The 16,687-nt window shown below is 39.9% G+C and carries 18 protein-coding genes; 11 read left to right on the top strand and 7 right to left on the bottom strand.

Features of this window, described 5'->3' with window-relative positions; genetic code table 11:
* Together L3081_RS21080 and L3081_RS21085 are read left to right on the top strand one after the other, a co-directional pair.
* A complete protein-coding gene (locus L3081_RS21080) occupies positions 1 to 585 on the top strand; it encodes an ester cyclase (RefSeq protein ID WP_242288305.1) in 585 nt (194 codons plus the stop codon).
* Positions 566 to 1,012 (top strand): ester cyclase, encoded by a 447-nt coding sequence (locus L3081_RS21085; protein WP_242288306.1) that lies wholly within the window; start codon positions 566 to 568, stop codon positions 1,010 to 1,012. Before L3081_RS21080 ends, L3081_RS21085 begins: the two co-directional genes overlap by 20 nt.
* A 102-nt stretch (positions 1,013 to 1,114) precedes the next feature.
* Here L3081_RS21085 and L3081_RS21090 read toward each other — a convergent pair whose 3' ends face one another.
* From L3081_RS21090 to L3081_RS29440, 6 genes are all read right to left on the bottom strand, one after another.
* The gene (locus L3081_RS21090; protein ID WP_242288307.1) at positions 1,115 to 1,543 is read right to left on the bottom strand and encodes an aldolase/citrate lyase family protein; all 429 of its coding nucleotides are present in this window, start codon (positions 1,541 to 1,543) and stop codon (positions 1,115 to 1,117) included.
* Positions 1,506 to 1,802 (bottom strand): aldolase/citrate lyase family protein, encoded by a 297-nt coding sequence (locus L3081_RS21095; protein ID WP_242288308.1) that lies wholly within the window; start codon positions 1,800 to 1,802, stop codon positions 1,506 to 1,508. Before L3081_RS21095 ends, L3081_RS21090 begins: the two co-directional genes overlap by 38 nt.
* A gap of 188 nt (positions 1,803 to 1,990) precedes the next feature.
* Complete coding sequence (locus L3081_RS21100) at positions 1,991 to 2,698, bottom strand: alpha/beta fold hydrolase (protein ID WP_242288309.1); 708 nt, start codon at positions 2,696 to 2,698, stop codon at positions 1,991 to 1,993.
* 69 nt (positions 2,699 to 2,767) lie between these two features.
* The gene (locus L3081_RS21105; RefSeq protein ID WP_242288310.1) at positions 2,768 to 3,775 is read right to left on the bottom strand and encodes a LacI family DNA-binding transcriptional regulator; all 1,008 of its coding nucleotides are present in this window, start codon (positions 3,773 to 3,775) and stop codon (positions 2,768 to 2,770) included.
* A 20-nt stretch (positions 3,776 to 3,795) separates the two neighbouring features.
* Positions 3,796 to 4,632 carry a histidinol dehydrogenase gene (hisD, locus tag L3081_RS21110; protein WP_242288311.1) on the bottom strand — a complete coding sequence of 279 codons (837 nt, stop codon included), beginning with the start codon at positions 4,630 to 4,632 and terminating at the stop codon, positions 3,796 to 3,798.
* Positions 4,619 to 5,056: a histidinol dehydrogenase gene (locus L3081_RS29440; RefSeq protein ID WP_242288312.1), complete on the bottom strand. Its 438-nt coding sequence runs from the start codon at positions 5,054 to 5,056 to the stop codon at positions 4,619 to 4,621. The genes hisD and L3081_RS29440 overlap by 14 nt, the downstream gene beginning before the upstream one ends.
* A 117-nt stretch (positions 5,057 to 5,173) precedes the next feature.
* On the opposite strand from L3081_RS29440, the gene L3081_RS21120 reads away from it, so the two are divergent.
* Genes L3081_RS21120 through L3081_RS21130 form a run of 3 tightly spaced genes read left to right on the top strand, consistent with a single transcriptional unit; the run spans position 5,174 to position 7,024 of the window.
* Entirely contained in the window at positions 5,174 to 5,917 is a 744-nt protein-coding gene (locus L3081_RS21120; protein WP_242288313.1) for an SDR family NAD(P)-dependent oxidoreductase, read from the top strand.
* Positions 5,895 to 6,755 carry a cupin domain-containing protein gene (locus L3081_RS21125; protein WP_242288314.1) on the top strand — a complete coding sequence of 287 codons (861 nt, stop codon included), beginning with the start codon at positions 5,895 to 5,897 and terminating at the stop codon, positions 6,753 to 6,755. The genes L3081_RS21120 and L3081_RS21125 overlap by 23 nt, the downstream gene beginning before the upstream one ends.
* A gap of 53 nt (positions 6,756 to 6,808) precedes the next feature.
* Positions 6,809 to 7,024, top strand: a complete 216-nt coding sequence (locus tag L3081_RS21130) for a cupin domain-containing protein (protein WP_242288315.1) — start codon at positions 6,809 to 6,811, stop codon at positions 7,022 to 7,024.
* Between the two features lie 173 nt (positions 7,025 to 7,197).
* Here L3081_RS21130 and L3081_RS21135 read toward each other — a convergent pair whose 3' ends face one another.
* A complete protein-coding gene (locus L3081_RS21135; RefSeq protein ID WP_242288316.1) occupies positions 7,198 to 7,875 on the bottom strand; it encodes a DUF2982 domain-containing protein in 678 nt (225 codons plus the stop codon).
* A 235-nt stretch (positions 7,876 to 8,110) separates the two neighbouring features.
* Here L3081_RS21135 and L3081_RS21140 point away from each other — a divergent pair, with 235 nt between their 5' ends.
* From L3081_RS21140 to L3081_RS21165, 6 genes are all read left to right on the top strand, one after another.
* Entirely contained in the window at positions 8,111 to 8,488 is a 378-nt protein-coding gene (locus L3081_RS21140; protein WP_242288317.1) for a hypothetical protein, read from the top strand.
* Positions 8,489 to 8,506: 18 nt separating this feature from the next.
* Complete coding sequence (locus tag L3081_RS21145; protein ID WP_242288318.1) at positions 8,507 to 9,661, top strand: hypothetical protein; 1,155 nt, start codon at positions 8,507 to 8,509, stop codon at positions 9,659 to 9,661.
* A gap of 9 nt (positions 9,662 to 9,670) precedes the next feature.
* Positions 9,671 to 12,157 carry a hypothetical protein gene (locus L3081_RS21150; RefSeq protein ID WP_242288319.1) on the top strand — a complete coding sequence of 829 codons (2,487 nt, stop codon included), beginning with the start codon at positions 9,671 to 9,673 and terminating at the stop codon, positions 12,155 to 12,157.
* 49 nt (positions 12,158 to 12,206) lie between these two features.
* Positions 12,207 to 13,727, top strand: a complete 1,521-nt coding sequence (locus L3081_RS21155; protein ID WP_242288320.1) for a hypothetical protein — start codon at positions 12,207 to 12,209, stop codon at positions 13,725 to 13,727.
* A gap of 270 nt (positions 13,728 to 13,997) precedes the next feature.
* Positions 13,998 to 14,945, top strand: a complete 948-nt coding sequence (locus L3081_RS21160; protein ID WP_242288321.1) for a CvpA family protein — start codon at positions 13,998 to 14,000, stop codon at positions 14,943 to 14,945.
* Between the two features lie 45 nt (positions 14,946 to 14,990).
* Positions 14,991 to 16,670: an ABC transporter ATP-binding protein gene (locus L3081_RS21165; RefSeq protein WP_242288322.1), complete on the top strand. Its 1,680-nt coding sequence runs from the start codon at positions 14,991 to 14,993 to the stop codon at positions 16,668 to 16,670.
* Positions 16,671 to 16,687 lie beyond the last annotated feature (17 nt).

Consider the following 16,687-nt stretch of genomic DNA (forward strand, 5'->3'; position numbering starts at 1 on the left):
ATGTCTCAAAATTTACACAGTGTTAATAAGCAGGTAATAAACCAACTTAGCCAAGCATTATATAACTATGACAATCAGGCTGTTCAACAGGCCATCAATAAAGTGTTTTCGCCCAAGGCTAAAATACAATTGTCATACCCTTTTGAAACATTAGCAGGGCCAGACAACCTATATAACGATATTTATACACCGCTGAAACATGCAATACCTGATCTTGAGCGCCGTGAAACCATTGTTATGGCAGGCACAAGCGAAGATAACAGCGAATGGGTAGGGTGCTGTGGTTATTATACGGGTAGCTTCGAAAAAGGCCGGTTAGACATTCCGCCCACAGGTCATCAAGTGTCTATGCGTTTTCATGAATTCTACCGTATAGAAAAAGGCACTGTTGTTGAAATGCAAGCCATATGGGACATTCCAGAAGTGATGATGCAAGCCAAAGCTTGGCCTATGGTGCCTAGCTTAGGGCGTGAATGGCATGTACCAGGGCCCGCAACACAAGACGGACTAAGTATTGTGCCTGACAGTAAAAAAGCAGCATTAAGTACAAAGTCTGGTTGCCGATATGTGTACATCACTAGGTAATTACGCCACCGGTGGTGTTGACGCAATGGCGCTAGATAACTATTGGCACCCTCGTTGTAGTTGGTATGGTCCTTCGGGAATTGGAAGTGCAAGAGGAATAAAAGGTTTTCGTAACTGGCATCAAATTCCCTTTCTTAACGGTATGCCAAACAGAGTAGGTGATGTTGGCAAAGGTTATATCTTTGGTGATGGCGACTACGTTGGCTTTACCGCGTGGCCAGGTATGCAAATGACCATTAGCAATGACGGTCGGCTAGGTATTGCCCCATCAAACCAAAGCATTACCATGCGCAGTTTAGACTTTTGGCGATGTGAAAAAGGGCTAATTCGTGAAAATTGGGTTTTAGTTGATTTACTCCATGTATACCATCAATTAGGCGTTGATGTTTTGGGGCGCATGAAAGAGTTTAACAAAGCACGTTGTTAATTAGCAGTTGAGTTATAAAAAATAAATAAAAGATGAATGAGCAATAAAAAGGCGCTAATCAAGCGCCTTTTTTACATAACGAATGACTATTTGCTATTGTTACTACTGCTCAGCTTGTTTTATGGCATCAGCAAACTTTTGTTGTAGTTGTTGCGCACCACTTAGCATAAAACCATGATCCGAACCCAGTAAAAACAAACTAACCCCCAACGAAATCCAACGGGGAAGCTCACTTAAATCAGCAACAAACATTCCGCAATTTTTACCATACTTATTCGCCGCATTAACAACCTTTTCTACGGCGGCTAATACGTCAGGATGACTTGCATTAGTTTGATCTAAAGCAACGGTTAAATCCATTCTACCAATAAAAATACAATCTATACCTTCCACTTGGCATATGGCATCAATATCATCAACCGCTTCTAAATCTTCAATTTGAGCAATAACACAGGTTTGATTTTGATTGTTTGCTAAATTGTCAGCAATTTTTTTAGTTGTATAACTTGACAAAGCGAGTAGAACCCGCATAACCTCTACCATCAGGCCCGTAAAAGCACTTTTTTACCACTCTACGTGCATGCTCAGCATTTAAAATGTGTGGCAAAACAATACCGTCGGCACCCAAATCCAGTGCATTTAAAAGCGTAGAATTTTCCGTATTAGGCACACGAATTACCACAGGCATTTGTTGAGACTTTGCCGCTAATACACACGTATCAAGATCAGCACGATCAAACGGCGCATGCTCAGCATCTAAGCACAAAACGTCAAGGTTTGTATGAGCCAAACACTTCGGTGTTATGAAAATGAGGGGTTTTAATAAAAGTACCAATTAATGGTTTCTTTTGTGCTAAAGATTGTTTTAAAAACATAAAAATTACCTAATCGTTTGTGGTCAATAATAAACAGGAAAAATGAATGAGAATGTCATCATTGTCATCATTGTCATCATTGTCATCATTGTCATCATTGTTATCATAATGAGTCTGATAAATACCACTGTGTTAATAAGTTTGAAACGTGCTCGGCTTGTTCTAATGGCGAAAAATGACAACACTCATCAAGCAATGCCAAGTGACTTTTTGGCAGATTGTCGTGCATCATTTGTTGATGCTCAGCAGGGCATATTTTATCTTGTCTACCACCAATAATCACAATATCGCTTGTAAGGCTTTTAAGTACCGACAGTGCGTCTGGTCTATCTTCTATCGCCCTTACTTGCGCAGCAAAACAATCAGCGCCTAACGTAGTCGCCATGTCTAAAATTAACTGTTCATGGGGCTTTGTGTGTTCGAACAAATAATTTGGTAAAAAGGTATCGGTTATTAAATCTACCAATTTTCCCGATTTCGCTTGTTGTATTTGTGCGCCCCGAGCCGCTTTACGCTCGGGCAGGTCGGCATGACAATTACTGTTAACTAAAGCAAGTTTCGCAATAAGTTGCGGATGTGTTTTAGCTACTTCGGCCGCCACTATGCCGCCCATTGAAAAACCAACGATAGCACACGGGTTACCTTTGGTTGCAGTAATAACCTTGTTAGCCATTTCAGAAAGAGAGTGCTCAGTTGTAAATTGTACAACTGAAATATCATTACAAAATTGTTGTAAATGTTGAATTTGTTGTGAAAACATAGCACCTGTACACAAGGTGCCAGGTAAAAATAATATAGGTAATTGAGTCATCTTTAATCGCTTCGTATAAATTGCTTTATCAAGGCACACTACTCAATTACTTAGAATAATGTGCGTTAATTAGGAACGCTTTACCGAATTCCCTTTAATCAAGGTGCCCGTTAATACACGAGCTTCAGGCGGAGAATCAGCGTTTTCAATGTGCTCTATTAGCATGTCTACGGCGGCCTTAACCAATTGCTCTACCGGTTGTTTAATGGTAGTTATTTGGTAACTCTGCCAAAACGAAGAAGCGATGCCGTCAAAACCTACAACAGACATATCGTTTGGAATATGAATGTTGTGGTTTTCTCTTATTTCGTCAATTACACCTATCGCCATCGTATCATTACTACATACAACAGCATCGGGAGCAGGGTTCTTTTTCAACCACTGAGCAATACAATCTCTGCCCGACTGATAAGTGTAATCACCATAAAGAACTTGAACATTTTTTTCGCCTGATTTCTTCAGTAAATCAAGGGCAATTTCTCTACGTTCATTGGCTACATCAGAATCTACAGGTCCTGAAAGTACTAAATAAGACTGAGGATTATTCAGTTTTAATTCAGCAAGCAGTTGTTTAATGCCTTGTTCGTGATTACAACAAACCGTATTGGTTGAAGCATCAGGAACATTACGGTTATAGAGCACAACCGGTACTTTATGTTGCTCAAATTGTGCCAAACGTTGGCTTTCAAAATGAGCAGCAAGAGCGATAACGCCATCGACTTGGAAGGTCCAGATTTGTTCAAATAAATCATCTACACCTGCGGCATCATCTAAGGTAAATAATAAAACTCGCTTATTACGAGCCGCAAGTTGTTTACTCACTTGCGAAAGTACTTCAGGATAGTTTTCGTTAGCACGGGATGAAACAATAACCGCAACCATGCCAGATTGCTTAGTAATAAGCATTCTAGCAATAGCGTTTGGTCGGTAGCCCATTTTATTTGCCGTTGCCATCACTTTATCTCGCGTTTTTTTCGACACACTTAAACCCGGTCGAAAAACCCGTGATACTGCTGATTGAGACACACCTGCTTCGCGTGCCACGTCATAAGAAGTTACTTTTTTATTTTTATACAATGCTTATCCTTTATATCTTCTCAAACGGATATCTGCCTGTTCTTTATGCCCAAGCCAAAGCCTTCAACGGCACAAAGCCTTGAACAATATTCGCCAACGATAACAGAGGCTTCTTCCGTTGCACTTTGGAACGTGCACGTTTTAATGAATTTACCTACCCATAATCCGCCAGTATAACGCGCCGCTTTACGAGTTGGAAGCGTATGGTTAGTACCAATACATTTATCACCATAAGACACATTGGTTTCAGGCCCTAAAAACAAAGCGCCAAAGTTACGCATGTTTTCTTTAAAATACGGCACATTTTGAGTCATTATTTGCACATGTTCAAACGCTAGGTCATTGGCAACTTCAACCATTTCTTCATAAGTATCGCAAACAATCACTTCGCCATATTCACGCCATGCTGCACCTGCAACTTCTGCGGTTGGTAAAATAGTTAGGCGGCGTTCAACTTCTTTAATCGTATCGTTTGCTAGTTTTTCACTGTTTGTTAATAAAATCGCAGGAGACGTTGGACCATGCTCTGCTTGACCAAGTAAATCAGCAGCACATAACTCACCATCAACACTTTCATCCGCAATAACCAGTGTTTCAGTTGGGCCGACAAATAAATCAATACCAACACGACCAAATAACTGACGTTTAGCCTCGGCAACAAACGCATTACCCGGGCCAACAATCATATCAACCGGAGCAATTGTTTCTGTACCAATCGCCATGGCAGCAATAGCTTGAACACCACCAAAACAATAAATTTCATCAGCACCGACTAAATCCATAGCCACAACAATAGCGGGCGAAGGCGTACCATTAAACGGCGGAGCCGCAGCAATAACACGTTTAACACCAAGCAACTTTAGCCGTAACAACACTCATGTGAGCAGAAGCAACTAAAGGGTACTTACCCCCAGGTACATAACAACCAACACTTTCCATAGGAATATGTTTATGGCCTAACGTAACACCAGGAATCGTTTCTACTTCAACATCTTTCATTGAATCGCGTTGAATTTGTGCAAAGTTTCGTACTTGAGTTTGCGCCCATTTAATATCTTCAATAACACTGTCTTCAACTTGCTCATAACATTTGGCAATATCATCCTTACTCAACCTAAATGACTCCGGATTCCATTTGTCGAATTTCTCAGAATATTTTGCTACTGCACTATCACCATTACTCTCAATATCTTCAAGAATAGTTTCTACTGTACTTTTAACTTGCTGTAAAAATTCCTTTTTTTCGCCTTCTTGTTTGCCTTTTTTTAAGTAGTTTATCATTATTTTATCTCCGGTTTGTTTGGTTTTAACAAAGTTTTATTTTTAACATTTACTTGAATATGACTAAATCTTACGTAATAATGACTTCGAATGCAAACATTAAGTTAGAGATATTTTATGACGGGTTTTAATCACGAATTGTTTATTAATAAAACAATACTCATTGCAGGTGCAGGTAAAGGAATTGGCTTAGCATGTGCGCAAATGGCGGCGGCTCATGGTGCAAATGTCATTGCAGTGGCCAGAACACAGGCAGATCTTGATGAACTAGCAAAGCAATACCCTAACAATATAACGCCTTGGGTAATGGACGTAACCAGTGAATCGTTTTTTGAAAGCGTAAAAGCACTTCCGGTTTTACACGGCTTAGTAAACAACGCCGGCATCAATAGGGTGGGACCAATGGAAGAACAACCTAACGAAAACATCGATGCGGTTATCGATTTAAATATTCGTACCCTCTATAAAATATCGCAAGCAGCAATTACACCAATGAAGCGGGCAGAGAGTGCATCAATCGTAAATATGTCTTCCCAAATGGGGTTTGTTGGCTCGCCAAATCGCACCTTATATTGCATGAGCAAACACGCAGTTGAAGGGGTTACCAAAGCGATGGCCGTTGAATTGGCAGAGCATAATATTCGTGTGAATACCGTTGCACCAACCTTTGTGTTAACACCAATGACAAAACCCATGTTTGAAGACGAATCGTTCAAGCAGTTTGTATACGGCATGATCCCCCTTGGCCGTTTAGGAAAAGTTGAAGATGTAGCAAACAGCTGTACGTTTTTACTCAGTGATTTAGCGTCAATGATCACAGGCACAAGCATTAAAGTTGATGGCGGATGGACCGCTCGTTAGCCATGGCAACGAGCGAACATCATTAAGTATTACACCGACTATTACCTCGGCAAACAGCCTCGGTAAACAGCTCAGGCAAACAGCCTCGGCAAACAACAGGAAAATTAAAATGACACTTAAAAAACGATTAATCAGATATACAGACCTAAAACCATGTACCAATGCGTTTATTGATACACGTAGCCCAGGTAGTGATAAAAAAGAAAACTTCACTTTAATAGGCCCAGGTGTTGCTGAAAACCCAGACCAACACGTACATATTTCAATACCGCATGGCTTTAATATTGGTGGCGCACGACAACCCAGTGGTTGTTTAAACTCACAACATAGCCACCTTACAGAAGAGGTTTTTGTTATCCACAAAGGCACATGGGCCTTTTTAAGTGGTGTGAACGCGGATGACGGTAAAATTATATTAAATGAAGGAGACATTATCTCTATCCCCATGGATATCTTTCGTGGTTTTGAATGTATCGGAGATGATATTGGTTATTTGTATGCCGTACTGGGTAGTGACAACCCAGGCAGAGTTTTATGGGCACCTAAAGTGTTTGATCTTGCGAAAGAATATGGCTTAGTTTTATTAGAAGATGGCAGCCTAGTTGATACAACCCTAGGTGAAAAAATTCCAGAAGGTAAAAAACCAATGGCCGTAACCTCTGCCGAACAAATCGCAGAGCATCGCGTGGTAAATAGTGAAGAGATGAAATCTATTGTACAACGAACAGCAACGTTCAAATGGGCAAAAAATAAAGGTTTGGCACAGTTTAACGGCGTAGAAGAGGTTGCTTTAGTTGGGCGGCATGTCCTAACGAAGATTTACCCGCAGGAAAACTAGACAGATTACATGGTTTTGTTGTTCGCGGACTGAAGTTAGCACCGGGCGCAAAAGTGAATGCCCATATTCGCTATGAAGAAGAAGTTGTTTTTGTGCATCAAGGTGAAGTAACCATGAACGTAGACGGTGAAAACCTCACGTTAGGTAAGGGCGATACTTTCACTACACCCATTGAAGCAACCCGCAGCTTTGAAAACCAGGGTGATAGTGAAACTATTCTGTATATCACGCGCCGTAACGATCAGCCGAAAGCGGCAAAGTTTCTATAAACAATAAGTTATAAACAATAAGTTATAAACAATAATTTATATACAAGAACTTATAAACAAGAACTTGTAAACAAGAACCTGTGAACAGATAGACAAAAGTAATCACTGATTAATGGCTAAGTTATACCCGTTTCATTAATTAGTGATCTATTTTATATTTATACGTTGAAGAACTATCCCGCGTAATTTTCACTGTACCGCTTACATTGTTTCAACAATTGGCAAAAGTCTCCTAACTCACGATCCGTGCTCGATTCAGGAAGATAAAGATGATAACCAATGGCGCGTTGTAATATTTGGCAATGATGTAAAAAAGCGGCTATCGGTCCTTTTATTACGTTGCCTGAGCTTAATACAAAAGGATCAAAATTCAGCTGAGTGTCTTCCAGTGTTAGTAGCTGATGTTTAAGTGCAAAGCTTAACAAAGGGCGCTGTTCATGAATTAATCTGTTGGCTAACCTCGGAGAAATCTGTTCAACCAATTCCTCTATATTTTTTAGTCGAATACCTATATAGGTTAATTCAACAGTAGCTAAACCAACTACCTCTCTGATCGTATTAATATTGTGTATCTGTTGCCAACTTAACGTCCATTTTCCATGGCGATGATTGTATCGTAAATAGTGCGGTGTAATCTCAAAACTGAGCTCAGGCTCAGAGTGCTTTAATACCCCAGTAAACAAAACAACAATACTAAGTAAATAACAAAAAACCAATACTAAATGATGAGTTCGCCAATAATACTGACTAACAACCATTAAAGAAAAAATCATCGCTACAGCAAGTAATATTAAAAAAACTGCATGATGATTGGCTTTGGCTTTAATATTTATAACAGGTATAGAGGTCATATAAAACCCGTTAAACTCACTAATTTTTCACACATCATACCAAAAATAATACCAAAACGAATTCATAAAAATAAAAAAAATGTACTATCATCAATCACAGAAATAACGACTAACGAAATAAAATCTGCTCGCTTTTTACGCAACTTATTCTGTTATGCTAATATAATACTAATCTCACTAACAATGTGATCATTTCTACATATAAACTAGATCATTAATTAATGAAACTGATGAATTGCAAAACACCACCTTCTCGATGGAAATTACGTTAATGCTTGAAATTACTCAATCACAAATTGACCAATTTAATTTAATAATGTTTAATCAATTTGTTGAAAAAACCAAGTTACATTTACATGAACTTTTTCCAGAAAAAATGGCGTTATTGGATGAAGACATTATTCATGAAAAAATAATGTCTGGTAAAGCTAAAGCCAAAATATATAGCATTACCTCCGAACGAGACGTAGTATTATTTATTGCTTTATCAATTGTGCTTGGCGATAATTTTGACGAAGCACAAGAAAATCAATGGATACAAGCTATATTGGTAAATTCTACACTAATGCAACAGGAAAAAATGGATCTGATTTACGCAAGACTCGACGCGTAAATAGCTAGGGAATGTAAAATGGGGTTATTATCTGACATATTAGCAAAAACCAAAAAGGCTTTTAGTAGTAAAAAAGTTGCGCAAAGCACAGAAGAGTGCCCGCTGAAAAAAACGGGTGTATTAGTCACAGTTGTTAAACAAGAAAACAACCAAACCATAGCCGATGCAACGGTTGATATCAGTGGTAAAAGCCCTTTTACCAAAAAAAGTGATCCTGACGGCGTTGCACTATTCAAACCGGTAGAGCCTGACGATTACAAAATAGACATAACCCTACCCGCAGCAATTAAAGATGATTATGATATTGTAGAAACACAATCACAGTCAGTACCGTTAGGCAGTTGTCCGATACATATTGTATTTGTTAAAAAACGAGCAAAACTCAAAGTTAAAGTATTTGAACAAACCGACACTACTCAATTTATTGGAAATGCAACGGTATCAATAGAAGGTACCGAAACATACCCCTCACAACAAACCGCAGAAACAGACGGCATAGCGGATTTTGGTAAAGTGAAGGCTGATACATACAAAATAACCGTCACGCTTTCCAGTGAAGACGCCAAAATTTACAGCGAGCCCAAAGCACAAACCATTACCTTACAACCTGCTGACGAAATAACCCAAGACATAGAAATCAAGAAAAAACGAGTTGCATTAAAACTCGTATTAACCAGTTGGGACTTTGCCACAGGTACAGATATACCAAAAGCCGGGCTTACTTGGGAAATGAAACAACCCGTAGCAAAAAGTGGTATTACCCAAGCTGATGGCATTATTGATGTTGAAGTACCCGACGGCACTACCGCCGCCGATTTAGAAGTAGAATGGCGATCAGTTACACCTAAAGTTACCCAAGCCGTATCGTCACCTGTTGTTGTAGACGATTACCCGCAAAAAGTGCAACACGCACAATGGGAAGATGAATACACAGACAAAGTGATTCCAGACAGCGCTGACGATATTGCTAACTGGTCATTTACCGTTGTTCCACATGCCAGTATCGACAATGACGGTGGCGCAATAAAACGCTTACACAACCTAGGTTTTGACAGTAACGCAATAAGTACCGCCGTGCGCGCTTATCAATACTCATACCTTAAAAACGCAACAGGATCTGGCGTAATTGCAGACATAAAGCCAGACATTATTAAACGACATGACAACCCGTAAGGCCAATCAATGAAAATAGACTCAACTATTGCTATCACTGATGACGGCAAAACTAACCATAACAAATTACGATTGCCTGAATGGGAACTTACTGATTTATATTTAAAAACAGCAAGTAAACGCAGTAAGTGTTATCGGCCTGTTGATGCACCAATATCAAATACAGCAGCATTAGGCATTGACGAACTCAACTTCGCGCCCGAAAAAGAAGACATAGAAATACACTACGACATTAACGACCCTACGGCGCAAATTAAGAGCGGAAAACTTGAGCTTTTCTGTCGTTTTAACAAAAAACCGTTATGGTCGATAGATCTAGAAAAATTAGGTGAAGAGTGGTTAAAACATGGTAAACATACCGTAAAGTGGGACGGTAGAATCATCAATAGCAACACCCCCATAACAGGTAAAATAACAGATCACAACATTGAGCATAGCATCACCGGCCAAACTCCCGATCTTAACTATGACAAAGCAGCCTTTCCCGATGGTTTTATCACGTTAGAGCATACACCTTATAAATTACGATTAACCTTAACACCAAAAAACGCTAAAATAATCGGTAACCCTACTAGCAGTTGGACCTATTTTCATATTTTAATTAAAAAAATGGAAATTAAACTCGCAGAAGAAGCGATGATTCCTGCGGCAACGGTTGATGACAAAAGACACAAAATGGATAAAGCCCTCAGAACGGTAATAGAGACAGACGGCGGTGTACCCGCAACAGGGCAAACACGAAAAATTAACCTCATTAGCAACTTGTATAAAACCTCAAGTGCAGAAATGAATGATAATTCAGCGTTCAACCTCTACAAAACGCTTTGGGATGAAGGCGCACAAATTCCATTAATACTCGATGTTTACATTGCCGACTCAACAGGAGCCGAAGTTAAACTAGTTGACTCAACCAAAGGGGCTGTTGTCCTAGGTAACACTAAATTTTTATGGGATTGGGAAGACCCCACCGAAGATGTCGCAGGGCAACAAAATGCAACCTCACCGTACGAAGCAAAACCAAAGGCATTTATAGAATCAGCAATAGACTATTACAAAGCGGGAACCGACACCACACGCGCCGCCGATGATCATACCTACCCCAAAGGCGATAACTGTCATGCAGACCGAGGAGGCAAGCGTGGGCCCGGCGCTAAATCTATCGCACCTGATCAAACCGGTTATGACCCAAAAGACACGCTTGACGTGGGTAAATTTCCATTTAAAGTTGAAGCTTGCAAAAACCGAAAATGGGCAGCTTTTAGTTACGGGTGGAGTAAAGGCAAACTAAAAGGTCAAACCGGCATTTTATTTCGTCCTAGCCGTATGGCCGGCGACAACTATAACTTAACGGTTTATTTAGCAAACGACGTATCCGCCAAAGACACCTGGGTATTAGATGATAAAACCGAGCCTTTACCGGCGTCACCAAAAATTAAAGTAAGCACAGGCACATGGCAAGTTTGGCGAGAAATGCACCTATCGCGATATGTCCGTAAAAAGAACTCAATAGCAGCCTATTTACCCACTAATATTGGTGCTGTGCAAAGTATTTACGACGACGCTTACATCAGCGTAGTAGATAAAATTGACCCGACTAAAAACAATTATGTTATTAATGACCACCGCAAAGCCGATGGTAACGCGGTTGACTATAACGCCTTAGCGGTTGCTAAAATCAATGCGGCAAATAACCCACATTTTGTTAACGACAGATGCATGGACAGATCTGCTGATCATGGTGCAGAAGATTCAGGTTTAAAAACGTATGCATACGACAAATTTGTGCAGAAACTACATTTATTTTTGCATCCCGGCATACCGGCCGCTGCAAACGACATATCGTCGATGGCGGCAGCAAATGGCATGTCAGTGACAGGTTTATCAGAAGCCATCGGTTCCGCTAATTTTGGCCCACCGCCACATGCAGGGGCAATAGCAAGGTTAGTGGTAACAAAAAACTTTTTAGTTAATAACGACTTTGAACGCAACACAAAATACAGCCGTTGGTTAGACCGACAATGTTTTGGTGTATTAAGAGCCATGGTAGGTGATGGCGCTAACTTAGGTCTTATTTCTGGCGCTAAAACGGGTGAAACCCCTGGTGCCGACGATGGTGTAACTGTAGTACACTTCAACTATTCTAATACCTACTTAAGAGACTTAGTTGCCGCGGGTGTTGGCGTGGGAATGATTAACGGCGCAGCAATTGGCACCGATTCGCATCGTAAAGCCTGTGTATTCATTTTTACCAACGCCATGCTAGACACTTTCTGTCACGAAATTGGTCATCACATGTTTTTACCACATGCCCGATACTCAACCAGTGCGTCTGTACCTGGCGGCGCACAACCTAACAGACATGACGACACCGACGCTAACTGCTTAATGAGTTATAACCGGCCACGCCATGCATTTTGCGGACTATGCCAACTAAGACTACGAGGATGGGACGCCACAGCATTAAACAAAATCAGTGCAAGTAACAAAAAAACGTAACAAACATAACAACCTTAATCACAGTAAAAAACAGAACGAGTATCAGTTAATGAACATAACCAGAATACTTTTCGCCATGTGCCTTGTTATCAGTATGCAAGGCTGTACAAACAACAAAGATACAAACGACAAAGATACAAACGACAAAGAACAGTATACAAAAGCGACCATTAGCAAGGAAAAAAAGACTATGTTAAGCATCAACCTTTCAAGTATGCAAACTGAGTTTGTAGAAGGTGACGAAATAACCGTAACCGTAACCACCGAAAATAACGGCAGTAACCCTATTGATATTCCTGACTTTAACGCCGACCCTGCCAATGGATTATCATTTGAATTAACATTACCTGACAACACTACCCAAACGCTAACGTTTAACAGAATGCTAACATTAGGCGGTACTGCGCCAGGGGCAAAAACGTATACACTCAACGCTAACGCACGATTTTGGAGTGGCTTTAGTATTGATGAACAGGCTGAAATAGATCAAAAAGGTCAATATCAACTTACCGCAACACTTACCGTTGCCGGTACACCACACAAAACAGCGCCATTAATATTTACGGTATCACCACGACAAGTTTCATTAACCAGTGCTGCTACAGGGTTAATTATTCAAGGTACAGAAGCAGGAGGAGAATTAGCCTATGTTCAGCAAAACGGCAACTCAAATTTAATTTACCGCTTAAACTTTTATGAAACAACTCACGTACAAGAAATTGGTTACCGCGCCAGAAGCTTAATGTACAAACAAGCTGAAAACATAGACCAAATATTTATACCTGAAAACGACAGCAGCGTAATGAGCGAAATGTCGCGGTGGATAGTGTGGCGCAGTGACAACGTAATCTCAGCGTTTAATGACATGAGCAGCGAACCTACAAAATGGCAAGCCCCGGCTCCTATTGATCACATCATTACGAACGTACATAAAATAACCAATGGCCCAGTACAAATAGGTGCGGTATCTAAAACCGACAACACCTTTTGGTTACTCAATGCTAACGGCGGTATCGGCAATCCCAACCCCGCCTTAAATGTGCAGTTTCAAACCACATTACCGGTATTTCCTGACGAAGCATTAATCGTCATACCCGCCCATGGTATCAACGCAGATCAGCATCTTGTTTTAGTAAACACACAAGCACAAGACACAGAGTTACAGCGTGCCACCATAACAGCAGAAGGGTTAGCAGCATTTGATCACCTAACTATTGCCAACGAAACACTCGTTACGGCAATCAAGCCCAACGCAGTAGTTAACAACGACGCAAGTGTTACCGTAAGCCTGATCACCAGTAAGCCAATAGCCAATGGCATTAATTTAATTCTGAATACCGTTAACTACCAACAAGGTAAAGCGCCAGAAATAATAGAAAAAAGTCAAATTGGTCACATAAAATCAATTGCAGCCTTAAAACAAGGCCTATTAATGTATTCAAAGCAGGGGGCTAATCAACGGTTAGATTTAGTGGTAGAACTCGCCAACGGTAACGTAGTAAAACTAGCAAATAACCAATTTACCCCCCTTTGGTCTTTGGTAAGCCAACAACCCCAATACAACTTATGAGCGCTATAGAAAGCACTTATATTTTGTATTACTCCGATGAACGAGGACATTACTTTGAACCGCTGTAAAAAAACAAGGATAATCAAGGCGTTTAACTTTACATTCTTGCACACTTGCAGATTGAACATAATGTAGTTAAATGCCATCATGTGCATAACTGTCATATACGTAACTGTCATCAAATTAATATGATCAGTATTTATAGTGATTAAACTAATAAATAACGCAATAAATAAGTAATAAATAAAATAATAATTAAAGGACCATCAAATGCTCGCCATCATTCTATTTTCAGTCATCGTGCTTTATTTTTTCTACCGTGGCTACCGTCTCGGCTTAGGTTTAGTGCTTGCCCGGGTGGTAAGTGTTGTAGGAGCCTATTATCTAGCCGTAACATTTGCCGATAACGGTGCAGCAATAATTAGTGAAAATTCAGCGTTAGAAGGGCTTGTAGCTTACTTTATTGCCGGGTTTGTCATCTTTGTAGTTAGTTCAATCATCATCTCAATTATTCTACAAATAGCCTTGGGCGCACTGGGAAAAGCAACCGATGGCAAATCAAAATTACCGTTACTAGGTGGCTTTGCTAATGGTTTGCTAGGGGCTTTTGTGGGCTTAGCCTTAGTTTGGTTTTTCAATATGGCAAACACCGCACTAACCAATGGCGAAATGCCAGAAGATAATCTCATCAATAATTGGTCACAAAAAATCATGGGAGACTCTATCGATACCGCATTATCAATGCAATTTCCACAAGCACCGCAATTAGTAGGTATAGCCTCATATGTCTTAAAAAACCAAAGACGTGGTGTAAAAGACGGTATGACATTAGCTAATGATCCTGATGTACAAACCCTAGTCAATAGCCGAAAAGTTCAACGCATGGTACAAAACAGAGATTTAATTGGCCTAATGACCGCCAAAGAAATTGACGACGTGCTTGAAGACAAAACAGTACAACGTATTTTAGAAGAAACCAATGTACTTGGAGACATCGATGTAACTGATAAAATTGCCGTTAAAACACGACTCACCCAAGAAGTCATGACCACACTCGTGCGGGTTGAAGTAATCAAGCAAAACCCACGTTTTAAACAACTAACTAACGACCCAGAGCTACAACGCATGATAAGAAACAATGACGTTGTTGGTTTAATGAGTAGCCCAAAAGTGAAAGAAATTGCTGACATAGTAATGGACTCAGGCATCATTAAATAAGCTAAGCAATAATCACTACATAACAACATTAAGTAACAAAACCTAATGACCTTTTACCATTTTTTTAGTTTACTTAAAAACCACAAGCTACCGTTACTTGTTGCCATAGCCTTAATGGTAATTGAAAGTATCGTTAGCTTGTCTGTTCCTTGGTTTGCCGGTAAATTTTCAGAGTCAGTTCTCGATGGTAAAACCCTATTCAACCTCAGTTACATACAAATAGCGCTACTATGGTTATCGCTGTTTGTGCTTCAGGCGCTATTACGGTTTTTATCAACCTACAAAGTTAACTTTATCGGAGCGCAAATGCTCACCGAACTCAGTTGTCGTTTGTATGATCATATTCAATTATTACCCGTTAAATATTTCAGTAACACCAAAAAAGGCGAAACCCTTGCACTGTTAAGTAACGACGTTAGCATCATTAGTTATTTTCTCTCTGGCATACTCACTGGCCTTGTACCCGCCACCCTTATTTTACTTGGGGCACTTATTTTAATGGCGACAATAAACACCACTATCACCTTAATAATAATGTTGATGGTGCCGGCATTTTTTGTGGTAGTAAAATTACTCGGTAAAGGTATTCGCCCAATTAGTGAAAATCTAGTACAAAGGCAAGCAGATGGTGTTGCCATTGCCAGTGAAAACTTAAGTATTATTAAGCTAGTAAAAGCCTTTTCAAGGGAAAAAAGCGAATCTAATCGGTTTAAAAGTAACGCTCATGAAATTCAAAAGCTAAGAAAAAAACAACTAAAAATCCAAGCCATTTTATCGCCGGTGCTGCAATTACTTGTTTCTACAGGAGTGTTAGTGGTTGTAGTGGTGAGTGCCATGCACTATCAGTCGGGCAACTTAACCATGCCTGATTTAATCACCTTATTAATGTACGGTATGCTGTTCGCCAGACCCATGAGCACGTTAGCTAATTTATACGGACAAACACAGCAAGCCCTGGGTTCGTCAAAACGGTTAAATAACGTATTCAACATTTCACCCGAGCCAAACAATCATGCTGAAGAAGACAATAGTGAAAACCAACTTCATGGCAATATCACTTTTAACAAAGTAGATTTTAGTTACGAACCAAACGAACCCTTGCTTAACGATATCAATATAACTATTCAACCCAAGCAAAAAGTATTGATTTTAGGGCCAAATGGCACAGGAAAATCAACATTATTACACCTATTGGTAAGATTTATAGAGCCAACCTCGGGTGAAATAACCATAGGCGAACAGCCACTAAACCATTTTAGATTGTCAACCGTACGCAACAGTGTTGGGTTAGTCTCGCAAGACATCGCCTTATGCAGCGGTTCAATAGCCGACAACATTGCTTTTGGTTATCCACAAGCTAGTTTTGCTGAAATAGAAAACGCCGCTAAAAAAGCAGGTGCTCATTCGTTTATAACCGCATTAGAAAATGGTTATAAAACCCAAGTAGGAGAAAATGGCGTGCTACTGTCTGGCGGACAAAGGCAACGTATATCATTAGCCAGAGCGTTAATGACCGAACCGTCAATTTTATTACTAGACGAACCAACCTCAATGATTGATAGTGAAGCAAAAACTAGCTTTAAAGACAGCTTTAACGAGGTTTTAAAACATAAAACTGTTATTATGGTTAGCCATGAACATCACTTGGTTGATATAGCTGATCATGTGTATGAAATGAAAAATCATCAATTAGTCGCGGTTAATCCAAAAGAAAATTGTGAATAATGTTTTGTAGAAAACCC

It is taken from the genome of Colwellia maritima, from assembly GCF_022669015.1.
GTDB lineage: Bacteria > Pseudomonadota > Gammaproteobacteria > Enterobacterales > Alteromonadaceae > Colwellia > Colwellia maritima.